Raw genomic sequence first — 18145 nt, 5'->3', positions numbered from 1 at the left:
TATCACTCCATTGCACAACGTACTGAGCGGGCTCTGAGCTTGACGCACTAAGCGGGGTAATATTGAGGGTAAACACACTCTCAGCCAATTGCGCATAAAGACTTTCTTCTCGGCACTGCAATATTTGATTCAGCAGTTGGGTATTGCCTTTTATGACTGCCGATAAATTTTGCCCTTTTAAAGAAGCATGGCCGCCATGAGTGGAAACCGTAAAATCATCAGGGCATTGCTTCGCCAGCGCTAAAAAAGCAGGGTTGTGATATACAATATTACCTGCGCCATCAATTACCATAATGCTTGCGGTGCTTGCATTGAGGATCTGCGTTTTAAGCTGCGCCTCGTGCTGTGCAGCTTTAAGCTCATCATTGTTGAGAAAGTTAAACACGCCCATAACCAGTTCATCCTAAATTTGCGAAATTTTTTACCGTTGCCGTCTTAGCTGTTACGCGTCTTCGTTAACGCTTTGGGGAGCAACTAAGCCCATTTCTTCACTGGTGATAAGGCTTTCAATATTCACCAGAATAACCATCTGACCATCTACATCTGCTAACCCGTGCAAGTACCGGCTATCAAAAGCCACACCAAATTCAGGCGGTGCTAGAATTTGATCTTCCATTAACCGAATAACATCCGATACACCATCTACCACAATGCCCACAATGCGATCTTGTATATTGAGCATAATCACAATAGTAAATTCGGTATATGTGGCTTCGCCAACGTTGAATTTAAGGCGTAAATCTACGATAGGCACAATGTCCCCTCGCAAATTGATTACCCCTTTTAAAAACGCTGGCGCATTAGCAATTTTAGTGACTTGCTCGTAACCACGAATTTCTTTTACCGTTTTGATATCTAAAGCGTAGTGCTCATCGGCAAGTACGAAACTTAGATATTCCTTGTCATCGCCCCCGATAACAGCCTGATGTAATGCGGTATCACTCATGCGAGCATGTCCTCTAATTGACTTGACGTATAAGTAGTTGCGATAGAGTCGGCATCGATAATAAGCGCAACTTTTCCGTCGCCCATAATAGTAGCGCCGGCAAGTCCAGCCACTTTTCGATAGTGAGCTTCTAGGCTCTTTATTACCACTTGTTGCTGGCCAACTAAGGCGTCTACCAGCACGCCGAAGCGTTTCTTACTACTTTCAAGTAATACAACAATGGCTTCTGTGGGTTTACGGTTGGCGTTTTCTACGTCCATATAATCGTGAAGAGGAACAAGCGGCCAATATTGGTCACGTACATAAAGCACCGTATCGTTGCCTAGGGTTTTAAGTTGGCTGGCAGTGGGCTGAAAAGACTCCACAATGTTAAGCAAAGGTATGACAAAAATCTGATTGCCAACTGACGCGCACATGCCATCAACAATAGCGAGGGTAAGCGGTAAATGTATGAAAAAGCCTGAGCCCTCTCCTAATGAAGACTCTATTTCAATCCGCCCACCAATGGCTTCAATATTCCGCCTTACTACATCCATACCCACACCACGGCCTGACACATCGGTTACCGCTTCGGCAGTTGAAAAACCGGCTTGAAAGATAAGCTGCCAGACTTCGCTGTCTGGCATGTCATCGTCAACAGTTAAACCATTGGAACGTGCTTTTTCCAAAATACGCGCCCTATTCAGCCCGCCGCCATCATCAATGATTTTAATAATAATACTGCCGCCTTTTTGCTCAGCGCCCAGAATGACGGTTCCCATTTCGGGCTTACCGGCGGCACGTCGCTTTTCGGGCAACTCAATACCATGATCGATACTGTTTCTAACTAAATGCGTTAAAGGGTCGACAAGCTTTTCAATCAGGCTTTTGTCAATTTCGGTATGAGCGCCTTGTAAAACTAAATCAACTTTTTTATCTAGCTTGCCAGCCAAATCACGAACTAGCCTAGGGAAGCGATTAAATGTAGCTGTTAGCGGTAACATTCTGACTGACATTACCGATTCTTGAATTTCACGAGTATTGCGCTGCAGTTCGTCTATCGCCACTTGCAAACGCTCACCTACTTGCCCATCTACTTCCTGTCCAATCATCGACAGCATAGATTGAGTGATAACGAGCTCGCCGACTAAATTAACCATAGAGTCGATTTTTTTGGTATCCACTCGAATGGAAGCGCTATCGCGACCAACACTTTTTTTATTCGTCTTAATAGGCGGCGCAGCATCACTCGCCTTTGGCGGTGACTTTTTCTTTAATGCAGATGTTTCACCTGTACCCTTTGCCGCAATAGGGTCTAGCACAAATAGTTTAGGTGAAATTACGGCTTCAGAGTTGTCAGGCGTTGCCTTGTTTTCAGGCAGCTCTGTTGTATCGAAAAAGCCATAGCTGTTATCGCTGGCTGCTGGTGTAGAGACCTGCATTTCTGGTTCATCAAAAAAGCCGAAGCCGTCGTCTTCTGCGCTAGCGACTGCTTCGCTGGGCGTATCATCAAAGAACCCAAAACCATCATCACTTTGTGTCGACAACTCAACGTCGTTAATCTCGGTCTGTTGGCTAATGTTTGTGGTGAGGTCGGGCTCATCATCAAAAAAGCCAAAGGCGTCGCTGTTGTCATTTGAACTATCGCTGCTGTCAGCATCTGAACTGCCGTTGCTATTGTCAAAGCCGTTAGCGTTAGCGACATTGTTAGGATTGGAAGCCTCGTGAGAAGTATCAGGCGCGGCTGCACCTTGGGTTTCAGATAGCGCCCTTTCCAGCTTGGTAATACTGACGGCAATGGCTTGTTCTGGCACATCGACCTGATCGCGATAGGCAGATAACGTCGCTTTTAATACATCAAGGGTTTCTAGTAACAGGTTAACGATATTGGTGGTAACAGATATCTCTTGATTACGGGCCTTATCTAGCAGGTTTTCCATTACATGGGTAAGGTTCATTAAGGCATTGAAACCAAAAATGCCACTGCCCCCTTTTATAGAATGGGCCGCGCGGAAAATACTGTTGAGTTCTTCCGGGTCAGGCGAGTCTACATCAAGGCTAATTAGCAGTTGTTCCATGTCGTCGAGATGCTCATCGCTCTCGTCAAAAAACACGCCATGAAATTGCTCAATATCGATGCTCATTCTGAATCCTTCCAGGCCGGTATGATGTGAAGAGGATTAGCCCAAAACGCGCTTTGTCACATCTAGCAGCTTATTAGGATCGAAAGGCTTCACCATCCAACCTGTAGCACCCGCCGCTTTCCCTTTGGCTTTCATCTCTGGGCCTGCTTCTGTGGTAAGCATTACAATAGGCGTGCGATTGAAACCGCTTAAACTACGTAAATTTTTGATGAGTGTTAAACCGTCCATGCGAGGCATATTTTGGTCGGTCAATACAAACCCAAATTGCTGAGACTTACATTTGTCTAATGCTTCTTGACCATCTTGTGCGGTAGTAACCGTGTAGCCAGCACCTTTTAAGGTCATCTCTACCATTTGACGAATTGATATAGAATCGTCGACTACTAAAATATGCTTGCTCATCCTTTCTATTCCCTCACTGCTTAAAAGTAATAACTTTTGATGTCAAAATCCTATGTACCCTAGAATAACTCTACCTCTCCCGACTGCATGGATGTTGCAGAAACAGGGTTATGGTCGGTTTTTCCTCGTTGGGCAAGCGCTTGTTGGTAAGCCTTTAATTCAGAAGCAAATGCTTCCAAATTTTCAGGCTCTAGTTGTTGGAGTCGCTCGATAATAAATTTCACAATATCTTTTGTATAATCAATGTGCTGGCCATTTATATCGCCAAACTGCATACCTCTTATCGCGTTATTTATTGCATCGTCTAGTTGTTGCCCAATACCCTCTAGTTGCTTGGTGGTAACTTGGTCTGATTCTGCTTTGCGAATAATGTCTTTTAGTTCTTTACTGATATGGTCTTTAGCTTCAACCACATGCGAAATATCTTGAGAAGCAACGAACTCGGCAGTTTCGGTGAGCTTATCTACCAGCCCTTTAATATTTTCTACCTGCTTCTTAATAACATCACTGAACTGGGTTGAGCGGGTAGATAACGCCCGTACTTCATCGGCCACCACGGCAAAGCCCCTTCCCGCTTCACCGGCTCGCGCCGCTTCAATGGCTGCATTTAACGCTAGCAAATTAGTTTGGGCTGAAATATCGTCTATTCCACTAAGTGCATCGATAACCGTAGGCATTGCTTGTTGAATGATTTGTACTTGGCTCATTAAATGCTGCGTTGAAGACGACATTTTTTCTGTGGAATCGATAAAGCTCACAAGGGTGCTGTCGGTATCTTGAGCAAAATTGCGCATTTTATCTGAGTAAGCGGTGCTGTTTGATGCATCAACGCTTAGCAGGGCATCAATGCAATTAACCTGTTCTGCCACTAGGTCTTTTAAACTGGTAAAGGCTTGGCTAAGGGTAACAACAGCATCGTCTTGGGTTGTTTTGATAGAGGATAGGTTTCCTTCACATATTGTTAGCGAGTGGGCAATCTCCCCCCCTGCTAATGCAATATTATCTTCTACATGACTGGTGCTGGACTGTGTTTCTTCATAAGAGGAAATATCATCAGACGAGGTGTTCTTACTTGACGTATAAGCGACAAAGCCGATTAATACCACCGTAAGCAAAATAAAGCCGAACAGCGCTGAGCCTAAAAAGAACAGAGCCCAAGCCCCTAATAACCCTACCACTACGCCCACCAGATAAAGGTTAGCGCTACTTTTAGAGTGTGTAGATGAACTTTCCACGTTTGAATGCAAAAGGATCTCCTTATACCCTGCCACTACTCCTTCATCACGCCCGATTAAATCGAGCGAAATATGCATGACGTGTGTTCAATGTCATAAAGGTACTTACTCTGAACGTTGAAGAGGAGTAAGTAGGCAACGCGTTAGTCAGTGTTGATTACAATATGGACTAAGCGTAGTACCCAATTTGGAAAGTTGGCAAGTAACGAGATGCGAAAAACTGCTATATGTGCAAAAAAACCTATAAAAGGCGGGGAAGTGTGGTTTTAGACTCAAAAGTCATTAGTTTGTTATTTACTGCATGAATAAGATTGATTTTGAAGGTTGAGAACGGCTGAATTCCCCTTATTCCAAAATTCTGTATTCATTCCAATATAACGCGCTCCTGAGGCTGAACGCGCATGCTGTAATATATGAATATTACCATTTTCAGATAACTTAATGGTATCTGGGCCTAAAAAGCGCACCACAATCTTTCCTGCTGTCGCACAATTAAACTGATGCGTTCCTGTGGTAGCAGCATCCATTTTTTCGTTCTTCGCCGTGTCTTGTACCGACATTCTTATTAACTTCAGTCTTTGCTTACCGTCGTTATCATAAATAACCAACCAGGTGCCCTCTTTAATTTCGTAACGGCTTGCTGCTTCTAGCGCTTTCACAAATCGCTGTTCTTGCGCTGACATGGCACTTACACACGCGCGGCGAGTCGTTACCAGTTTAGACGTTGCAAATTCACCTTCTGCTAATTCGTTCGCTTGTAAATTAAGTATGCCTGAGAATTGATTACAGCCAGTAAAGCCGGAAATTCTATTTTTTGTCACCAACTCTACGGTCATCATACTGCTATCGATAATGCCACCCATGTCGATGCTCTCCACCTGCCAAGTACCGGTTAGGGTAGTTGCAGATTCATCTTCGCTCACTGAGTCTGCGTCTGAGGACATTTGACTGGCGTTATTACTACAACCAGTGATGATAAAAAGCAGACTTAATACAATTAAAAGTGAATTATGAAAATAAGAAGGCATGACTAATCCTTGCCGTTTTAAGATGAAGAAAAAGATAAAAGTACTTATGTACAATATTGCGTAATGAAGCCTGAAAGTAGCAAATATGCTCACTATTTGGAAGCGATACCTCAACCAACTTGCAAATAAGAACAATTATCAATAGCATGTAAGCTCACAACTTGAGTACTTACTATGTCTGCCGCTCGCATTTTAATAATAGAAGACGATATAACCCTTAGCGATCAGGTAGCTAGGCTGCTAAAAGAAAAAGGGTTTACCACTACGCAGTGCCTAGATGGCCAGAAAGGCTTGTTAGCGGCGCTGCAGGAAAGCTTCGATCTTATTTTACTCGATATTTTGTTACCTTCGCTGAATGGTTTGGCTGTTTTGAATCAAATTCGAAAAGTTAAGCATACTCCGGTAATGATGATTACCGCCAGTGGCGCTGAACAAGAGCGTATTGAAGGCTATAGAAAAGGCGCTGATGATTACTTGCCTAAGCCGTTTAACTTCACAGAAATGATGCTTAGAATAGAGGCTTTACTACGTCGTAGCCAGCGAGACGCTATCCCCCCAAAACAAGCTTCACAGTTAATCATTGATGAGCTTCAACTTAACCGAATAAAGCAAGATGTTCGCTTTTCCGGTCACGACGTTGAGCTCACCCCCATTCAATTTAAGTTGTTATGGGTGTTGCTAGAAAACCACCATGAAGTGATGACCAAAGCCTTCTTATATCAAAGCGTGCTTAACAGGCCATTCAGCCGTTACGATAGAAGTTTAGACATGCACATCAGCCGTGTACGTAAAAAGCTAGTAGAAGCAGGTATGCCGCCAGAAAGGCTATCTACGCTACACGGAAAGGGCTATCGGTTTTCATGAAATATACTCTGTTTTGGCGAATGTGTACTGTTATTGGCGTGGGTACTGTACTGCTGTTTTGGGCCATTGACTGGTTAACAAATCATACCGAATCTAGCATGAGCTTTATTGCAAAAGAACATCAACAGCAATTGCTAGATTACGGAAAAGAAGCCGATGAAATTTGGGCAAATGAAGGCGAAGAAGCCTTGTCGGTTTGGGTTAAAGCGCTACAAGAGAAAGAGCAAACTTGGGTTGGTGTGGTTACTTCGAACCTAAATCCTATAGCCGATTCCACTATCTACAAACCCTTTTTCGACCGCTTCCAATACGGCAGAAGTGTGGAGTGGAAAATACACTTATATTTTCAGCAAAACCCCGTAATGGAAATTCCCTTTGCCGACGCCAATACCCACCTTTTAATTGAACTACCCCAACGCATGCGCCCAGGTGCCATGCTGCTATATGCCAATGCCATGCTGCAAATTGCACTGCCGCTCATATTACTGTGCATATTAAGTTTAGTGTTATACCGCCACGTTATGTCGCCTTTAAGAAAGCTGGAAAACGTCACAAAATCTTTCAGCGCCGGGCATTATGATGTAAGAACCAATGCATCGCTGCTTGAGCGGAATGACGAGCTTACCCGCTTAGCCGTTACTTTCGATATGATGGCCGATAGAACCAGCAAACTTATTTATAATCAACGTCAGTTGCTAGCAGATTTGTCTCATGAATTGCGCACACCCTTAACACGTATAGATATGGCGGTTGATTTTGTAGAGCAGAAAATTAACCCGCAACAAGCATTAGCGCGACTTCGCTACGAAGCATCTACTATGCGCAACCTAGTGGAAGACACGCTTACTCTTGCTTGGTTAAATACCGAGTCTCCACAGTTAAACGCGGAAGACTTCGATTTGGTGGAATTAATACAGGTTATATGCGAAGGCGCACGATTCGAATACCCCGACAAAAACCTTGTTAGCACGCTGCCAAAAAAAGCGCCGCTGACCCAAAGCAGCCAAATAGCATTGGGCCAAGCAATAGAGAATATTATTCGCAACGCATTGCGCCATACGCCTGAAAAATCGGAAGTAGAGGTACTGCTCAGCAGCACCGAGAAGGGTTACCGGCTATGTGTAAAAGACAATGGCCCCGGTGTGCCTGAACATATGCTTGGAGACATCTTTAAGCCCTTCTTTCGAGTAGATAAGGCCAGAGTATCCAAAGGCGAACGAATAGATACATCGCAAAGCACTGGCTTTGGTTTAGGGTTGGCGTTAGCCCACCGACAAATTGAGGCCGTGGGCGGTACTATCAAAGCTCAAAATTATACTGATGTCGCCGGCCAGCGCAGTGGGCTAAAAATTCAAATTGAATTACCTAGCTCATCCGCTACAGCTCGCTAATATTCACTCATACGTGCGTATTTTAGCGTTAAGAGTGATATTGATTTAAGAATTTGCCCCTGCGTTCTCACGTAACCGTTTAGGCTCGCTGACTAATCTGCGCCACGCCAACACAATGCCGGTATACACCAGCACACAAGCAAGCAATGACACCAGCCCTGCCACGGTTTGACCGACAACCCCAAAGTATTCACCGGTATGTAGAAAGCGCGCCGTGCCCCACGCTTGACCACCACGAGACCAATCTTGCTTTCTTAGTACCTTGGTTACTTTGCCGGTTTGGGTATCGAAAAACAGCGAATACGCAAGCTCTTGTCTATGCCCTATGCTTTTATCAATGAAAAAACGTGCTTCATGGATATCTTCACCTATTTCCATCCACATTGAATACCAATCTGCGTAGCCATTCGCGTTGGCATGTTGCTGGGCTGCATTAAACAGCGTTTCATAGGGCACCACGTCAGCCGCTAAACTGGTAATTTCCTCATGCTGCTTCCGCGTCGGTACGCTTTCACCAAAGGCGCCATATATGGCTTTATTGGCCCAATCGAAATGAAAAATAGTGGCCGTTAAGGCAATAACAAATAGCGGTATTAAACACCAGATACCGAAGACGATATGCCACTGACGATTCCGATGATGGGAATTTTGGTAGGTTTTGGGTAATAGAAACTGCTGTTTTAGGGCTCTTAAATTTAAACGCTTAGGCAACCATAAATACAGGCCACTTACGATTAGAAAGAGGAATACCAAGTTGGCGTACGCCGTGATGTTTTTACCCACCACGCGATAGTCGCCCGCAAGAGATAAATAACGATGAAAGTCGGTGACTACATGGAAAAACTTCTCCACCATGCCCTCGCCTTCTCGTAGAATTTCGCCAGTATAAGGGTGTAGTAAAAAGCTGTGTCGCCCCGCCCAAGCTGGGATAGCTGCGCCTTCGCGGTTTACCCAACGAACATAAATGTGTGGTTCGTTAGGCTTCAATGCCTGCAGAATTGTAACTACTTCATCGGTGCTAATGCGTGCCCTAGCGGTGCTAATGCGCGCGCTAACGGCGCTATGCGCTTGTGTTTCAGTGTACTCGCCTATGTGCTCGTCTTCGTGTCGCACAGCCTTTTCACCCGCATGTGTAGACAACTTAGCAGGCTCTACATCATGCAGCCTTTCACTGAACTCTACAATTTGCCGTTCATAAGTCAGTAATACACCCGTAAAGGACATACACAAAACAAATATGCCGGCTATTAGGCCGGCAATAAGGTGGGTCCAAAAGACCCACTTTTTTATCGTTTTAGACACCATCAGGTTAGCGACCTAGTGCTAAAAGTCGTAGGTTACTGATAGCCTGATATCTCTACCTGCTTCATGGGGGCCAATAACAGTGCCAAATACTTCGCTATAGTCACCCACGCTTGAATGGTCGATGTATTGCTCATCGAACAAGTTAGATACCGCTAGGTTAACAAGAATATTGCTTGTTGCCTGCCACTCACCGTACAAGTCAACAAGGGTGTAGCTTGGTTTGTTTAAGCTATACAAGCTGTCTGTCCAGCCCAAATCAACTGCTTGGTGCAAGGTATCAATATCAATAGACCTAACCTGTCTGATGCTAGTCCCAACACTTATATCGGCGTTAACGGCGTAATCTACGCCAACCACTATGGTATCGCCGCGGCTATTACCTAAGCCCACAAATTCATAACCGTTTAAATCAATAGATGAATAGTCAACGCTGTATAGGCCGTCCCTTGGGTCTAATTCAGTATCGGCGGTCGAGAAGCCAAAGAAGAAGTCGAATGAATCGACGCGATAAGCAAGGTCGAATTCAATACCGCTGCTTTCTACGCTACCGATGTTATTGAAAACAGAATTGCCTTCGTAACCTTCAAAAATCACATCATCTAGGGTTGAGTTATAAACGCTTAATCTCGCATTTAAGTTATTCGCGCTGTATTCAATAGACGCTTCAATGTTTTGTACTGTTTCGGGTACAAGATCATCAGCCACTACAGGAATGTCTGAGCCATCGTAAAGGTAACCGTCGATAGTAAAACCATCGCCAATTTCTTTTCCTCTAGCCGCTTCGGCATAACCCAAACCTAAGGTCCATGCTTCGGTAAGCTGATAAGCAACACCAATATTGAAGCTTAGTTCAGAGTCGTCTAACGAGGCTTCGCTGTCGGTAACCGGTGTACCGTAATACTCTTCAAGCAAAATGCGTTGCTGGAAATCATAGTCGTCGTAGCGCACACCATAGCTAAGCAATAGTTCAGGGGTAATGTCGCTATAAACTTGAGCGTAGATGCCCATAACGCTGCTTTCTTCCGCGTTCTCTACCGCTCCTGCAGCTGGTCCACTTTCCACTTCATCACTACGGTAATCTACCCCGTAAACAAATTTGTGGTTTGCCGTTTCGCTGGTATTGCGAATATCAAAACCGTAAGTGTCTATTTCAGCTAACCAGTTAAAACGGCCACCTTGAAATGAAGAATCGGTTTGATAAGCGGTGGCTTCTAGGTAAACCATATCGCTATGTGCGAAACGATAGTTTGCTACATAGGTATCACGCTCGGCTTCACTTGGGTAAAGCGCGGCACCTTCTAATACTACCCAGTTCGGGCGTGCTGAAAACTCACCGTCTTCGTCACGTTGCTCAACACTTAGCGACAAATAGTGATTTTCAGCAATATCGCCACTGGCTTTAAGGAACAACATGTCTTGATCGGCCGCTGTACCGTAAATTTCGTTACCGTCGCCATCTTCCATATTGTCGCGATCGACAGTGCTGTAATAACCTAGCACGCCCCATGTATCACTTAGCTTGCCGTAAAGGCTGCCGCTATAGCGTGTACCGTCGTTCGAAAAGTAGCTTGCTTTAACACGGCCACCAAATTTCTCGCCTTCAGCTAACAGGTCATCCGCATCTTTGGTTTTAAAGCGAATTGAACCACCGATAGCGCCTGGACCACTGGTTGCTTCACCAGCGCCAGCCTGCACATCAATTTGTTGTAACAAATCTGGGTCGATAGTGACACGGCCAATGTGATGGAAAAGTGTGGAGGTTTGCTGTGCACCATCTACGGTGACATTTAAATAAGCATCTTCTAGTCCGCGGATATATATTTTTTGTGCCACGCCAACTGAACCACCAACACTAATTGAAGGCGAGTAGCGAAATATATCGGCGAGATCATTAGCTTGGTATTGCTCGATTTCTTCAGCAGTAATACTTAGGTTTGTTGCAGCGCCTACGACCGATATTTTTTCAACAGCGGCCGTTTCGACAGGCTTAGTTTCATCAACTGCTTGTACTTGGGCATAGGAAAACGCGCTAGATAGAGTGCAAACCGCACCAATGAACACTCGTTTTTTCAAAGAAAGCTCCAATTAAATGTTTAGTTATTCTTAATAAGAAACATTCTCATTTACTTGATGAAAAAAAGGTAGTGTTTTTACAATTGTTACATTTTGCTATTAAGAACTAGTTTCTCCCCCTTCTATCATCGCTGTCTTGGCGATAAAAAATTAGCGCGCTGGAAAAATTTGCGTACCCGTGAAATATTCGAATATTAAGTACGTTCTACTAATGACACGATTAAACGGGCTAGTAGGTTCGTTTACCAACGCATTATTAGGATATGCCTTGCTAACCCAATTTAAAAACAAAGTGATGCACGCGCCTTCAGCAATGTCGGGGTTAGCACTGGGCATTGCTAGCTTAGGTTGGGTGTGGGAAAGCGTTATCGAGCTGAACAATAATGGGCAGTTTTTAGGGGCTGGTTTAGCCGCTATTTTGATAATATTTATAACCGCTAAATATTTACTGCACCCCGAGCTATTAAAAGCTGACTTAGCCCACCCTGTTGCTGGTAGCGTTATCCCAACGTTTGCCATGGCTAACTTTGTCATTTCAAATTCTGTAGGGCTAATTAACTCATTTTCAGGTGATGTGCTTTGGAGCTTAGCTTTTCTGCTACACCTTCTGTTCTTAACAAGCTTTTTATATCACCGTGCGAAGAAGTTTAACTTCGAAGAAATGGGCCCTAGTTGGTTTGTTCCGCCTGTTGGGATAATTATTGCGGAAATGACTTTTTCAGGTAACCCGTCATTAGCATGGTTAGCTCACGGTGCATTAATCGTTGGTATGTCAATGTACAGTATTATGCTACCCATCATGCTTTATCGTTTTTTTATCGCGCTCAAAAGCAATTACACGATAAAGCCTATACTAGCCATTTTAGCTGCGCCAGCCAGCTTAACATTGATAGGTTATTTACATTTGGTTGCAGAGCCATCAATACCCATCGTAAAGGTTTTATTCATATTGGCACTAGCAAAAACCCTTATTGTGTATTTTCTTTTTATAAAACTGATAAATAAGCCATTTTCACCTAGTTACGCTGCTTTCACGTTTCCTATGGTTGTTGGTACAACAGCGCTGTTTAACATGAAAGATTGGATGAAAAGTACAAACCAAGATTTCGCTTACATTTCAATAATTAACCAATTAGCTATTTTAGAACTCTTAGTTGCCACCACGGTAGTGGGCTATATCAGCATTCGATATTTTTTCCATTTCAAATTGACGAGTGAGCGAGCGAACTAACTTAATTTTCTGGCTCTAATTTTTGCTCATTACTTTCCTGTTCACTGCTTTTCTGTTCAGCTAGCTTTTCCCGTTCTGCCTTAGAAATATAAGCCGGCTTATTGCTCTTATGAATTTTAGCGTTCGCCTTTTTATCTTTTTTCTGAAGTTTCTTGATGATTTTTTTACGACGGTTCATTCCCAATCCTTCACAAACAGCCTTACTGATTCTTCATATTATACAGCGTTCATGGCTCAACCTGCCATAAGCGTATTAACGATTACAATTTTTGTATTAGCAGTCACTATTGGATTTTAGTAACAACAGTTTTCCCTAACTTTTAATTAAGTTGCGGCACACTTATTGAACACTTATTAGGCTGTTGCTACCAATTACTGAAAGTAGGCTATCGCCAGTTGAAAAATAGGTGAGGTTATTCCGCCCCTTAGGGAAAATAGGTGGTTTGTTGCCGCTTTATAGTTTGATAACTCGTTACTTAGCCTCGCAAGGCAGGTTCCCCATTGTAGCTTTCTTGGAAGTACTCATTTAGAACGGAGATATTTATGCTTGATAGTATTACCAAATCCAATACAGAATTCAGTCAATCCTCATTAAACCAACTTCAGGTTCGCTCTTTAACCGAAGACGAAATATCCGGCTTCGGCGACATTCTTCGCCAAGCGAATGAGCAAACGACTACGTCGAAAGAATTTTTGAAATCACTGTCATCCGACGAACTGCAATTAGTCAAAAAAGCCAATAGCCTTGCAGCAAATATTGATGTGGACTCTCTTAGTCAAGAAGGTGCCCAAAATCTATTAAGTCAGCCAGATGGCTCTGACTTAGTCGACTTAAACAATGATGGCATTGTTGAAATTGGTATAGGTAGAACTATTCACTTCCCACCCGTAAATGCCCCCGCTCATGTAAAAGCCGCATGGGAAAAAGCAACAGAAGGAATGGATTGGGGAGAGAAAGCACGTTTAGAACTGACTATGTTTTCTATGGTATACGGGTTTGGGATAAACGGCGTTAACCCCGATGCGGCTTTGCCACCTGAACAGCAGTGGAATAGTACAAATATAAATGCGTTGTACGAGTATGCGCAATCAAATCTAGAATTCCGTGTAGGGATGGAAGGTTGGACTGATTACAATAAGCAGCTTGATAAGGTATACAACAGCTTCTTTTCTTCCATTCGCCAATCTAGCAGTAGTACGTTTCAACCTCTGCAAAGTGCTAGTGCTATAAAATCATCTTCATCATTAGACTCATCATCAGAGCAAAACACGACTACTTCTATGTCACCCAGTGATAGAATTAAAGAGGTTAATCAATTAGTGCTTGATGCTAAATCAGAACTTAATTCAGGTTCGTGATACTCGCTGAAGCGCAAGGACGCGCTCCAACCAAAACTCTCGCCTTTGGTGAGACAGAGAATACCCTACTAATATTCATTCTGATTCAGGCAGTACTATATGAAGTTTGCCGTATCTATAATCTAGGGTAACAATGAAATCTTTTAACAAGTCATAACCAATTAGCCCCACGACACGCTTCCCACCTATACGAGTTCCCGTTCTTTCATATTGGCTTTCTAAATGCGTTTTTTGCCCTTCTGCAGGAAAACTCACTTTTACGTCACTTATTTCGTAAGGGCCAAATTTTACCAATTTTGAAGTGGCAAATTCGTTCACACCTGACCCATTTGCGCCAAAAGACGTTGAAGTCCCCTCAACCTGCTCAAGTAATCCAGCCCTTGACGCAGAGCGACGGTCGATTAAAATTGTACCCGAATTTCCTGTATCTACACGTAACCAAAATGCTTCGCCGTCTATATGGATTCGGGCAATGGGCATTCCACTCCCTTTTTGGGAAACGGCCATTACGTTTGCTACTTTCGCCATATCAACAGCATCTCTTGAGAATAAGCGCATTTTACTGCGTGAATAATCTAACTGCACAATAAAGTTCGTGAAAAAGCCTGCACCTAACAACATACCATTGGAATGATGGCCTAAACTAATTTCTACCAGAGAATCGAGTTCAAACTCGGTGCCAAAGATATCCACCTTTACATTGTTATAAGTACGCCTTTTCTCAACTTTATAAACCCCCTTAATATTAACAGGGCGCCCTGTATCTAAGGAGAGGTTATGCTTACCTAAAAATGCTTGATTAATGCTATTAATTTGAGCCCCAGAATCTAACACAGCCCTTGACTCAATGCCTTCAATCGAAACTGGTAAGAATATATGGCCATTGTCTAACGTAAAATCAGTCCACGGAGTAACTGCGCTGAAAGTGTTAAATGGTAGAAGAAGAAAAAATAGTGAAAGATACCGCATTATAAAAATCCCTTTTTATTATTGTCCTTTAGGTTTCTAAATTACCATATAGATTAAGAGCAGTCGATTTTCAGAAATAGTTATGGTGTAAAATCTGATATCCCCCAAATAGTGGAGAACTATAGGGCAACCTCAATCCGATACTGGGTAACTGAAACTACCTATATCAGAACCCATGATGAATGACTGACTCTATCTTGCAGTAGTCTTAGACTTAAACTCTCGTACTCTCCTGCTTTCATTGGTTGGTCGATTCATTTTCTGTGTTTCAATATTATTGAGCCTGAACACCCTAATCGTTACGATAAATATCAAGTAAACTCCTAGACAAAAAGTAGTCAAGCAAGTCCACATGATAACTTGATTGGCGCCGTCATCCCTTTGAAGACCGAGGGAATCCAAGAACATTACAATACTGATTAGAAAGTTTGGGAGCAGCAATACAAACGTTAACAGAGCGCCCCAAATAGATTTGGAAAAAATGCTACTTGGTATACTTAAAATGACACTTGCTATGGCAATTAGTACGAAAAAAAGCTCCGCTATACCAGAAAAGCCAGAAGCATGGCATTGCGTTGAAAAAAAAACCGTAACAATAAAAGTTAGAGGTTTATGCCGTGATTGCTTGGTTTCAATCATAATAATCTACACCGTAAATTAACCGTTTTGTAAAAAGGAAAATTTGAGAAATACAAGTGATTCAAATACAGAAGTCTTCCGACTTAAGCTTTGAATTTAACTTTCTGAAAGCTTGAATAAACGAAATTGGTCGAACTCGGAAAAATCGCACATAATTAACCATTCAATATAAACTCCATCTATTTTGAACAGCAAGCTCCTTTTGCATATAATATTATTGATTATATGAGGTTAGTCGCAAACTACCACTTTATTTAGGAATGCTAATCTATACAATGAAACAGATTTAAACGTTGACGATATACACGTATAGAATTGGGTTAAAAAAAATGACCACACAGAATACGAAACACTAACCTAGGTAGCCAGGTTAGCAGTTGATTTTATCAATAAAATGATAAAGATGCGTAGTTTTCAATATGTATTATCGATTCTAAAATCAATAGGCAACAAGAATAAAAATAGACCATAGCGCGATCATTCTAAAAACCTACAACTATGACGCATGTGCTGATTAGCATCGTTGTACGATAACAGATGTATTTCCGATGGATATGGCTGGACAATACTTAGGATGTGTACAGGGCTAAAAATGAAAGCCCTTAATAAAAGTGAAAATTGCTTTATAGAAACAAAACCGTTGGTGAGTTTATTTTTAGACACTAAAATCTAAAGTAACAGATCTACCATTTTCAAACTCCCGCACTTCGTACCTCCAACCATATCGTTCAACCAACTGCTCGGTTAATGGAAGACCGACACCGAAACCGAGATCTGTTTTTGAATTACTAATGGGCTCATTTACATTTGTGATAGTTATCACACTGCCCTCTTGACGAATATCAACTGAGCCACTGTGAGTATGCTGGAAGGCGTTTCTAATTAAATTTGAAACAACTATGGTACATAGCGTTTCGGGTAAGGAGAGCGAATTATCTTCGGTATTTAATGTTACCGATACTGCTTTTTGAGAGATTAAATACTGTAAGTCACTAGTTACATTTTTTATTAGCGCACCGATATTAATAGGATAAACTTCAGTTTCTCTGCCTTCTTCCCTATTTATCCATAGTAACGTTTCGGTTAACTGCGCCATAGTATTTGCCGCACGCACAATCCGATTTGCAACGCTCTGCTTTTTTTCCAAAGACTGGCCTTCGTCTAGCAACCTTTTCATCAAAGTAATGTTAGATTTAATTACCGATATTGGCGTGCGAAGTTCATGGCTGGCATGCGATAGAAACTGACGCTCCCTTAGCAGACTTTGCTCCACTGAGTTCATACTTGTATGAATAATTTGAGCCATGCTATTGAGGTCTGAAAATCCAAAATCTGGAACTGCTAATTGCATGTTGTCTGTAGTCAGTGACTTTGCCCAACTACTTAAATTTTGTAGTGGACCAGTTAATCTACGAAGTAATACTGTCAATATGAGACCAAAAACCGCCAACGCACCAATACAGGTAAAAAATATCGTTTGAAAATATTTTAAACCCGGCTGTGGTATTACGTCTTTGGGATCGGCCAGAATGATAGAAACAAACCTTGGGTCACCTTGATAATCTGTACTCATGGCAAAAAAAGCAGCTTCAGGAGGCTTGAAGTAAGTGGGTTGAATAACCTTCTGTACAAACTTTTTCTCGGAAGAGTTTAACGGTCCCATATGAACTCGCAATTCTTCGGGGAGGTCCTCCCATCTTCTGGCGACGGTAAAATTATTAAGTTGAATAGGGCGGCCATCCTCAGGTGTTACAAGTCCTGCGACACTTTCCATACTCTCTCTCATAGAGATATCCATGCCGTCTACAAAGTATTTGGCACTGAGCATTGAAAAGGCAACAATCATAACGCTCCCAGTCACCAATGCACCTAATGTAACAAGCATGCGCAAACTGAGTCTTTCGTTCATAGGGATGACTCTTCTCTTAAAACGATCCCTTTCCCAGGTATCGTATGTAACAATTTGGGACTAAAGCCAGCGTCCAGTTGTTTCCTTAAATTGAATAAATGTACTTTTAAGCTATTGCTGTCTGGCGCATCATCACCCCATACATCGTTAATGAGCTTTTCACGTGGTACGATCGAAGGGCTGGCACGCATGAGAACCTCAAGAATTCGCATGCCAATTGGAGATATTTTTATGGCTTTACCATCTCGATAAAAAGCATCGTTCTCCAATTTATAAACCAAAGGCCCAACTGACATTTGTGTAACTTGTCCGCTTCTTCTTTTGGCTAATACTCTACAACGTATTATAAGTTCTTCCATATCAAAAGGTTTGATCAAATAATCATCTGCGCCTTTCTCAAAGCCCGTAATCTTATCTTTTAATGTATCCATTGCGGTGAGCATTAAAACTGGAACGTCATTACCTTCGTTTCTAATCACGGAACATATTTCTAAGCCACTTACTCGTGGTAGATTTATATCAAGAACAATTACGTCATAAGGATGCTGGCGAATTAAACTAAGAGCGGTTTCGCCGTTATCTGTATGATCACTGCGTATGTCCTCAAGCTCTAAAAAGTCTAAAATAGCCGCTGCAAGATCAATATCATCTTCAACAATTAACAATAGCAT

15 protein-coding genes and 1 pseudogene are annotated in these 18145 nt (G+C 42.5%); 4 read left to right on the top strand and 12 right to left on the bottom strand.

All coding sequences use genetic code 11. The annotated features are described in order from the left end of the window. Nucleotides 1–244: 244 nt before the first annotated feature. From ALT761_RS20920 to ALT761_RS01595, 6 genes and pseudogenes are all read right to left on the bottom strand, one after another. Nucleotides 245–391: pseudogene (locus ALT761_RS20920) on the bottom strand (hypothetical protein); the annotation flags it as partial. Between the two features lie 51 nt (nucleotides 392–442). Then, on the bottom strand, nucleotides 443–946 hold the full coding sequence (locus ALT761_RS01615) for a chemotaxis protein CheW (RefSeq protein ID WP_129735889.1): 504 nt from the start codon (nucleotides 944–946) through the stop codon (nucleotides 443–445). Beyond that, nucleotides 943–3069, bottom strand: coding sequence for a chemotaxis protein CheW (locus ALT761_RS01610; RefSeq protein ID WP_129735887.1), 2127 nt, complete (start codon nucleotides 3067–3069; stop codon nucleotides 943–945). Before ALT761_RS01610 ends, ALT761_RS01615 begins: the two co-directional genes overlap by 4 nt. Nucleotides 3070–3105: 36 nt before the next feature. Next, nucleotides 3106–3471, bottom strand: a complete 366-nt coding sequence (locus tag ALT761_RS01605) for a response regulator (RefSeq protein WP_013785776.1) — start codon at nucleotides 3469–3471, stop codon at nucleotides 3106–3108. 59 nt (nucleotides 3472–3530) lie between these two features. Next, nucleotides 3531–4718 carry a methyl-accepting chemotaxis protein gene (locus tag ALT761_RS20855; protein ID WP_269472491.1) on the bottom strand — a complete coding sequence of 396 codons (1188 nt, stop codon included), beginning with the start codon at nucleotides 4716–4718 and terminating at the stop codon, nucleotides 3531–3533. Between the two features lie 278 nt (nucleotides 4719–4996). Next, nucleotides 4997–5734: an META domain-containing protein gene (locus tag ALT761_RS01595; protein ID WP_129735885.1), complete on the bottom strand. Its 738-nt coding sequence runs from the start codon at nucleotides 5732–5734 to the stop codon at nucleotides 4997–4999. Between the two features lie 174 nt (nucleotides 5735–5908). On the opposite strand from ALT761_RS01595, the gene ALT761_RS01590 reads away from it, so the two are divergent. Continuing rightward, complete coding sequence (locus ALT761_RS01590) at nucleotides 5909–6598, top strand: response regulator transcription factor (protein WP_013785779.1); 690 nt, start codon at nucleotides 5909–5911, stop codon at nucleotides 6596–6598. Next, the gene (locus tag ALT761_RS01585) at nucleotides 6595–7989 is read left to right on the top strand and encodes a sensor histidine kinase (protein ID WP_129735883.1); all 1395 of its coding nucleotides are present in this window, start codon (nucleotides 6595–6597) and stop codon (nucleotides 7987–7989) included. Before ALT761_RS01590 ends, ALT761_RS01585 begins: the two co-directional genes overlap by 4 nt. 45 nt (nucleotides 7990–8034) lie before the next feature. Here the strand turns inward: ALT761_RS01585 and ALT761_RS01580 are convergent, their stop codons facing one another. Next, nucleotides 8035–9294 (bottom strand): PepSY-associated TM helix domain-containing protein, encoded by a 1260-nt coding sequence (locus ALT761_RS01580; RefSeq protein WP_129735881.1) that lies wholly within the window; start codon nucleotides 9292–9294, stop codon nucleotides 8035–8037. An 18-nt stretch (nucleotides 9295–9312) separates the two neighbouring features. Continuing rightward, a complete protein-coding gene (locus ALT761_RS01575; protein WP_129735879.1) occupies nucleotides 9313–11367 on the bottom strand; it encodes a TonB-dependent receptor in 2055 nt (684 codons plus the stop codon). A 268-nt stretch (nucleotides 11368–11635) separates the two neighbouring features. On the opposite strand from ALT761_RS01575, the gene ALT761_RS01570 reads away from it, so the two are divergent. Next, the gene (locus tag ALT761_RS01570) at nucleotides 11636–12598 is read left to right on the top strand and encodes a TDT family transporter (RefSeq protein WP_129740537.1); all 963 of its coding nucleotides are present in this window, start codon (nucleotides 11636–11638) and stop codon (nucleotides 12596–12598) included. A gap of 1 nt (nucleotide 12599) precedes the next feature. On the opposite strand, the gene ALT761_RS01565 is transcribed toward ALT761_RS01570, so the two are convergent. Beyond that, on the bottom strand, nucleotides 12600–12776 hold the full coding sequence (locus ALT761_RS01565; protein WP_129735877.1) for a DUF2986 domain-containing protein: 177 nt from the start codon (nucleotides 12774–12776) through the stop codon (nucleotides 12600–12602). A 365-nt stretch (nucleotides 12777–13141) separates the two neighbouring features. On the opposite strand from ALT761_RS01565, the gene ALT761_RS01560 reads away from it, so the two are divergent. Further along, nucleotides 13142–13957: a hypothetical protein gene (locus ALT761_RS01560; RefSeq protein WP_129735875.1), complete on the top strand. Its 816-nt coding sequence runs from the start codon at nucleotides 13142–13144 to the stop codon at nucleotides 13955–13957. A gap of 75 nt (nucleotides 13958–14032) precedes the next feature. Here the strand turns inward: ALT761_RS01560 and ALT761_RS01555 are convergent, their stop codons facing one another. The 3 genes from ALT761_RS01555 to ALT761_RS01545 form a co-directional block, all read right to left on the bottom strand. Continuing rightward, complete coding sequence (locus tag ALT761_RS01555; protein WP_129735873.1) at nucleotides 14033–14926, bottom strand: aspartyl protease family protein; 894 nt, start codon at nucleotides 14924–14926, stop codon at nucleotides 14033–14035. A gap of 1294 nt (nucleotides 14927–16220) precedes the next feature. Then, complete coding sequence (locus tag ALT761_RS01550; RefSeq protein ID WP_129735871.1) at nucleotides 16221–17474, bottom strand: sensor histidine kinase; 1254 nt, start codon at nucleotides 17472–17474, stop codon at nucleotides 16221–16223. Beyond that, the gene (locus ALT761_RS01545) at nucleotides 17471–18145 is read right to left on the bottom strand and encodes a response regulator transcription factor (protein ID WP_232043515.1); all 675 of its coding nucleotides are present in this window, start codon (nucleotides 18143–18145) and stop codon (nucleotides 17471–17473) included. The genes ALT761_RS01550 and ALT761_RS01545 overlap by 4 nt, the downstream gene beginning before the upstream one ends.

Source organism: Alteromonas sp. 76-1, assembly GCF_900654235.1.
In the GTDB taxonomy this organism is placed as follows: domain Bacteria; phylum Pseudomonadota; class Gammaproteobacteria; order Enterobacterales; family Alteromonadaceae; genus Alteromonas; species Alteromonas naphthalenivorans.
This window is presented reverse-complemented; position numbering and strand designations above follow the sequence as displayed.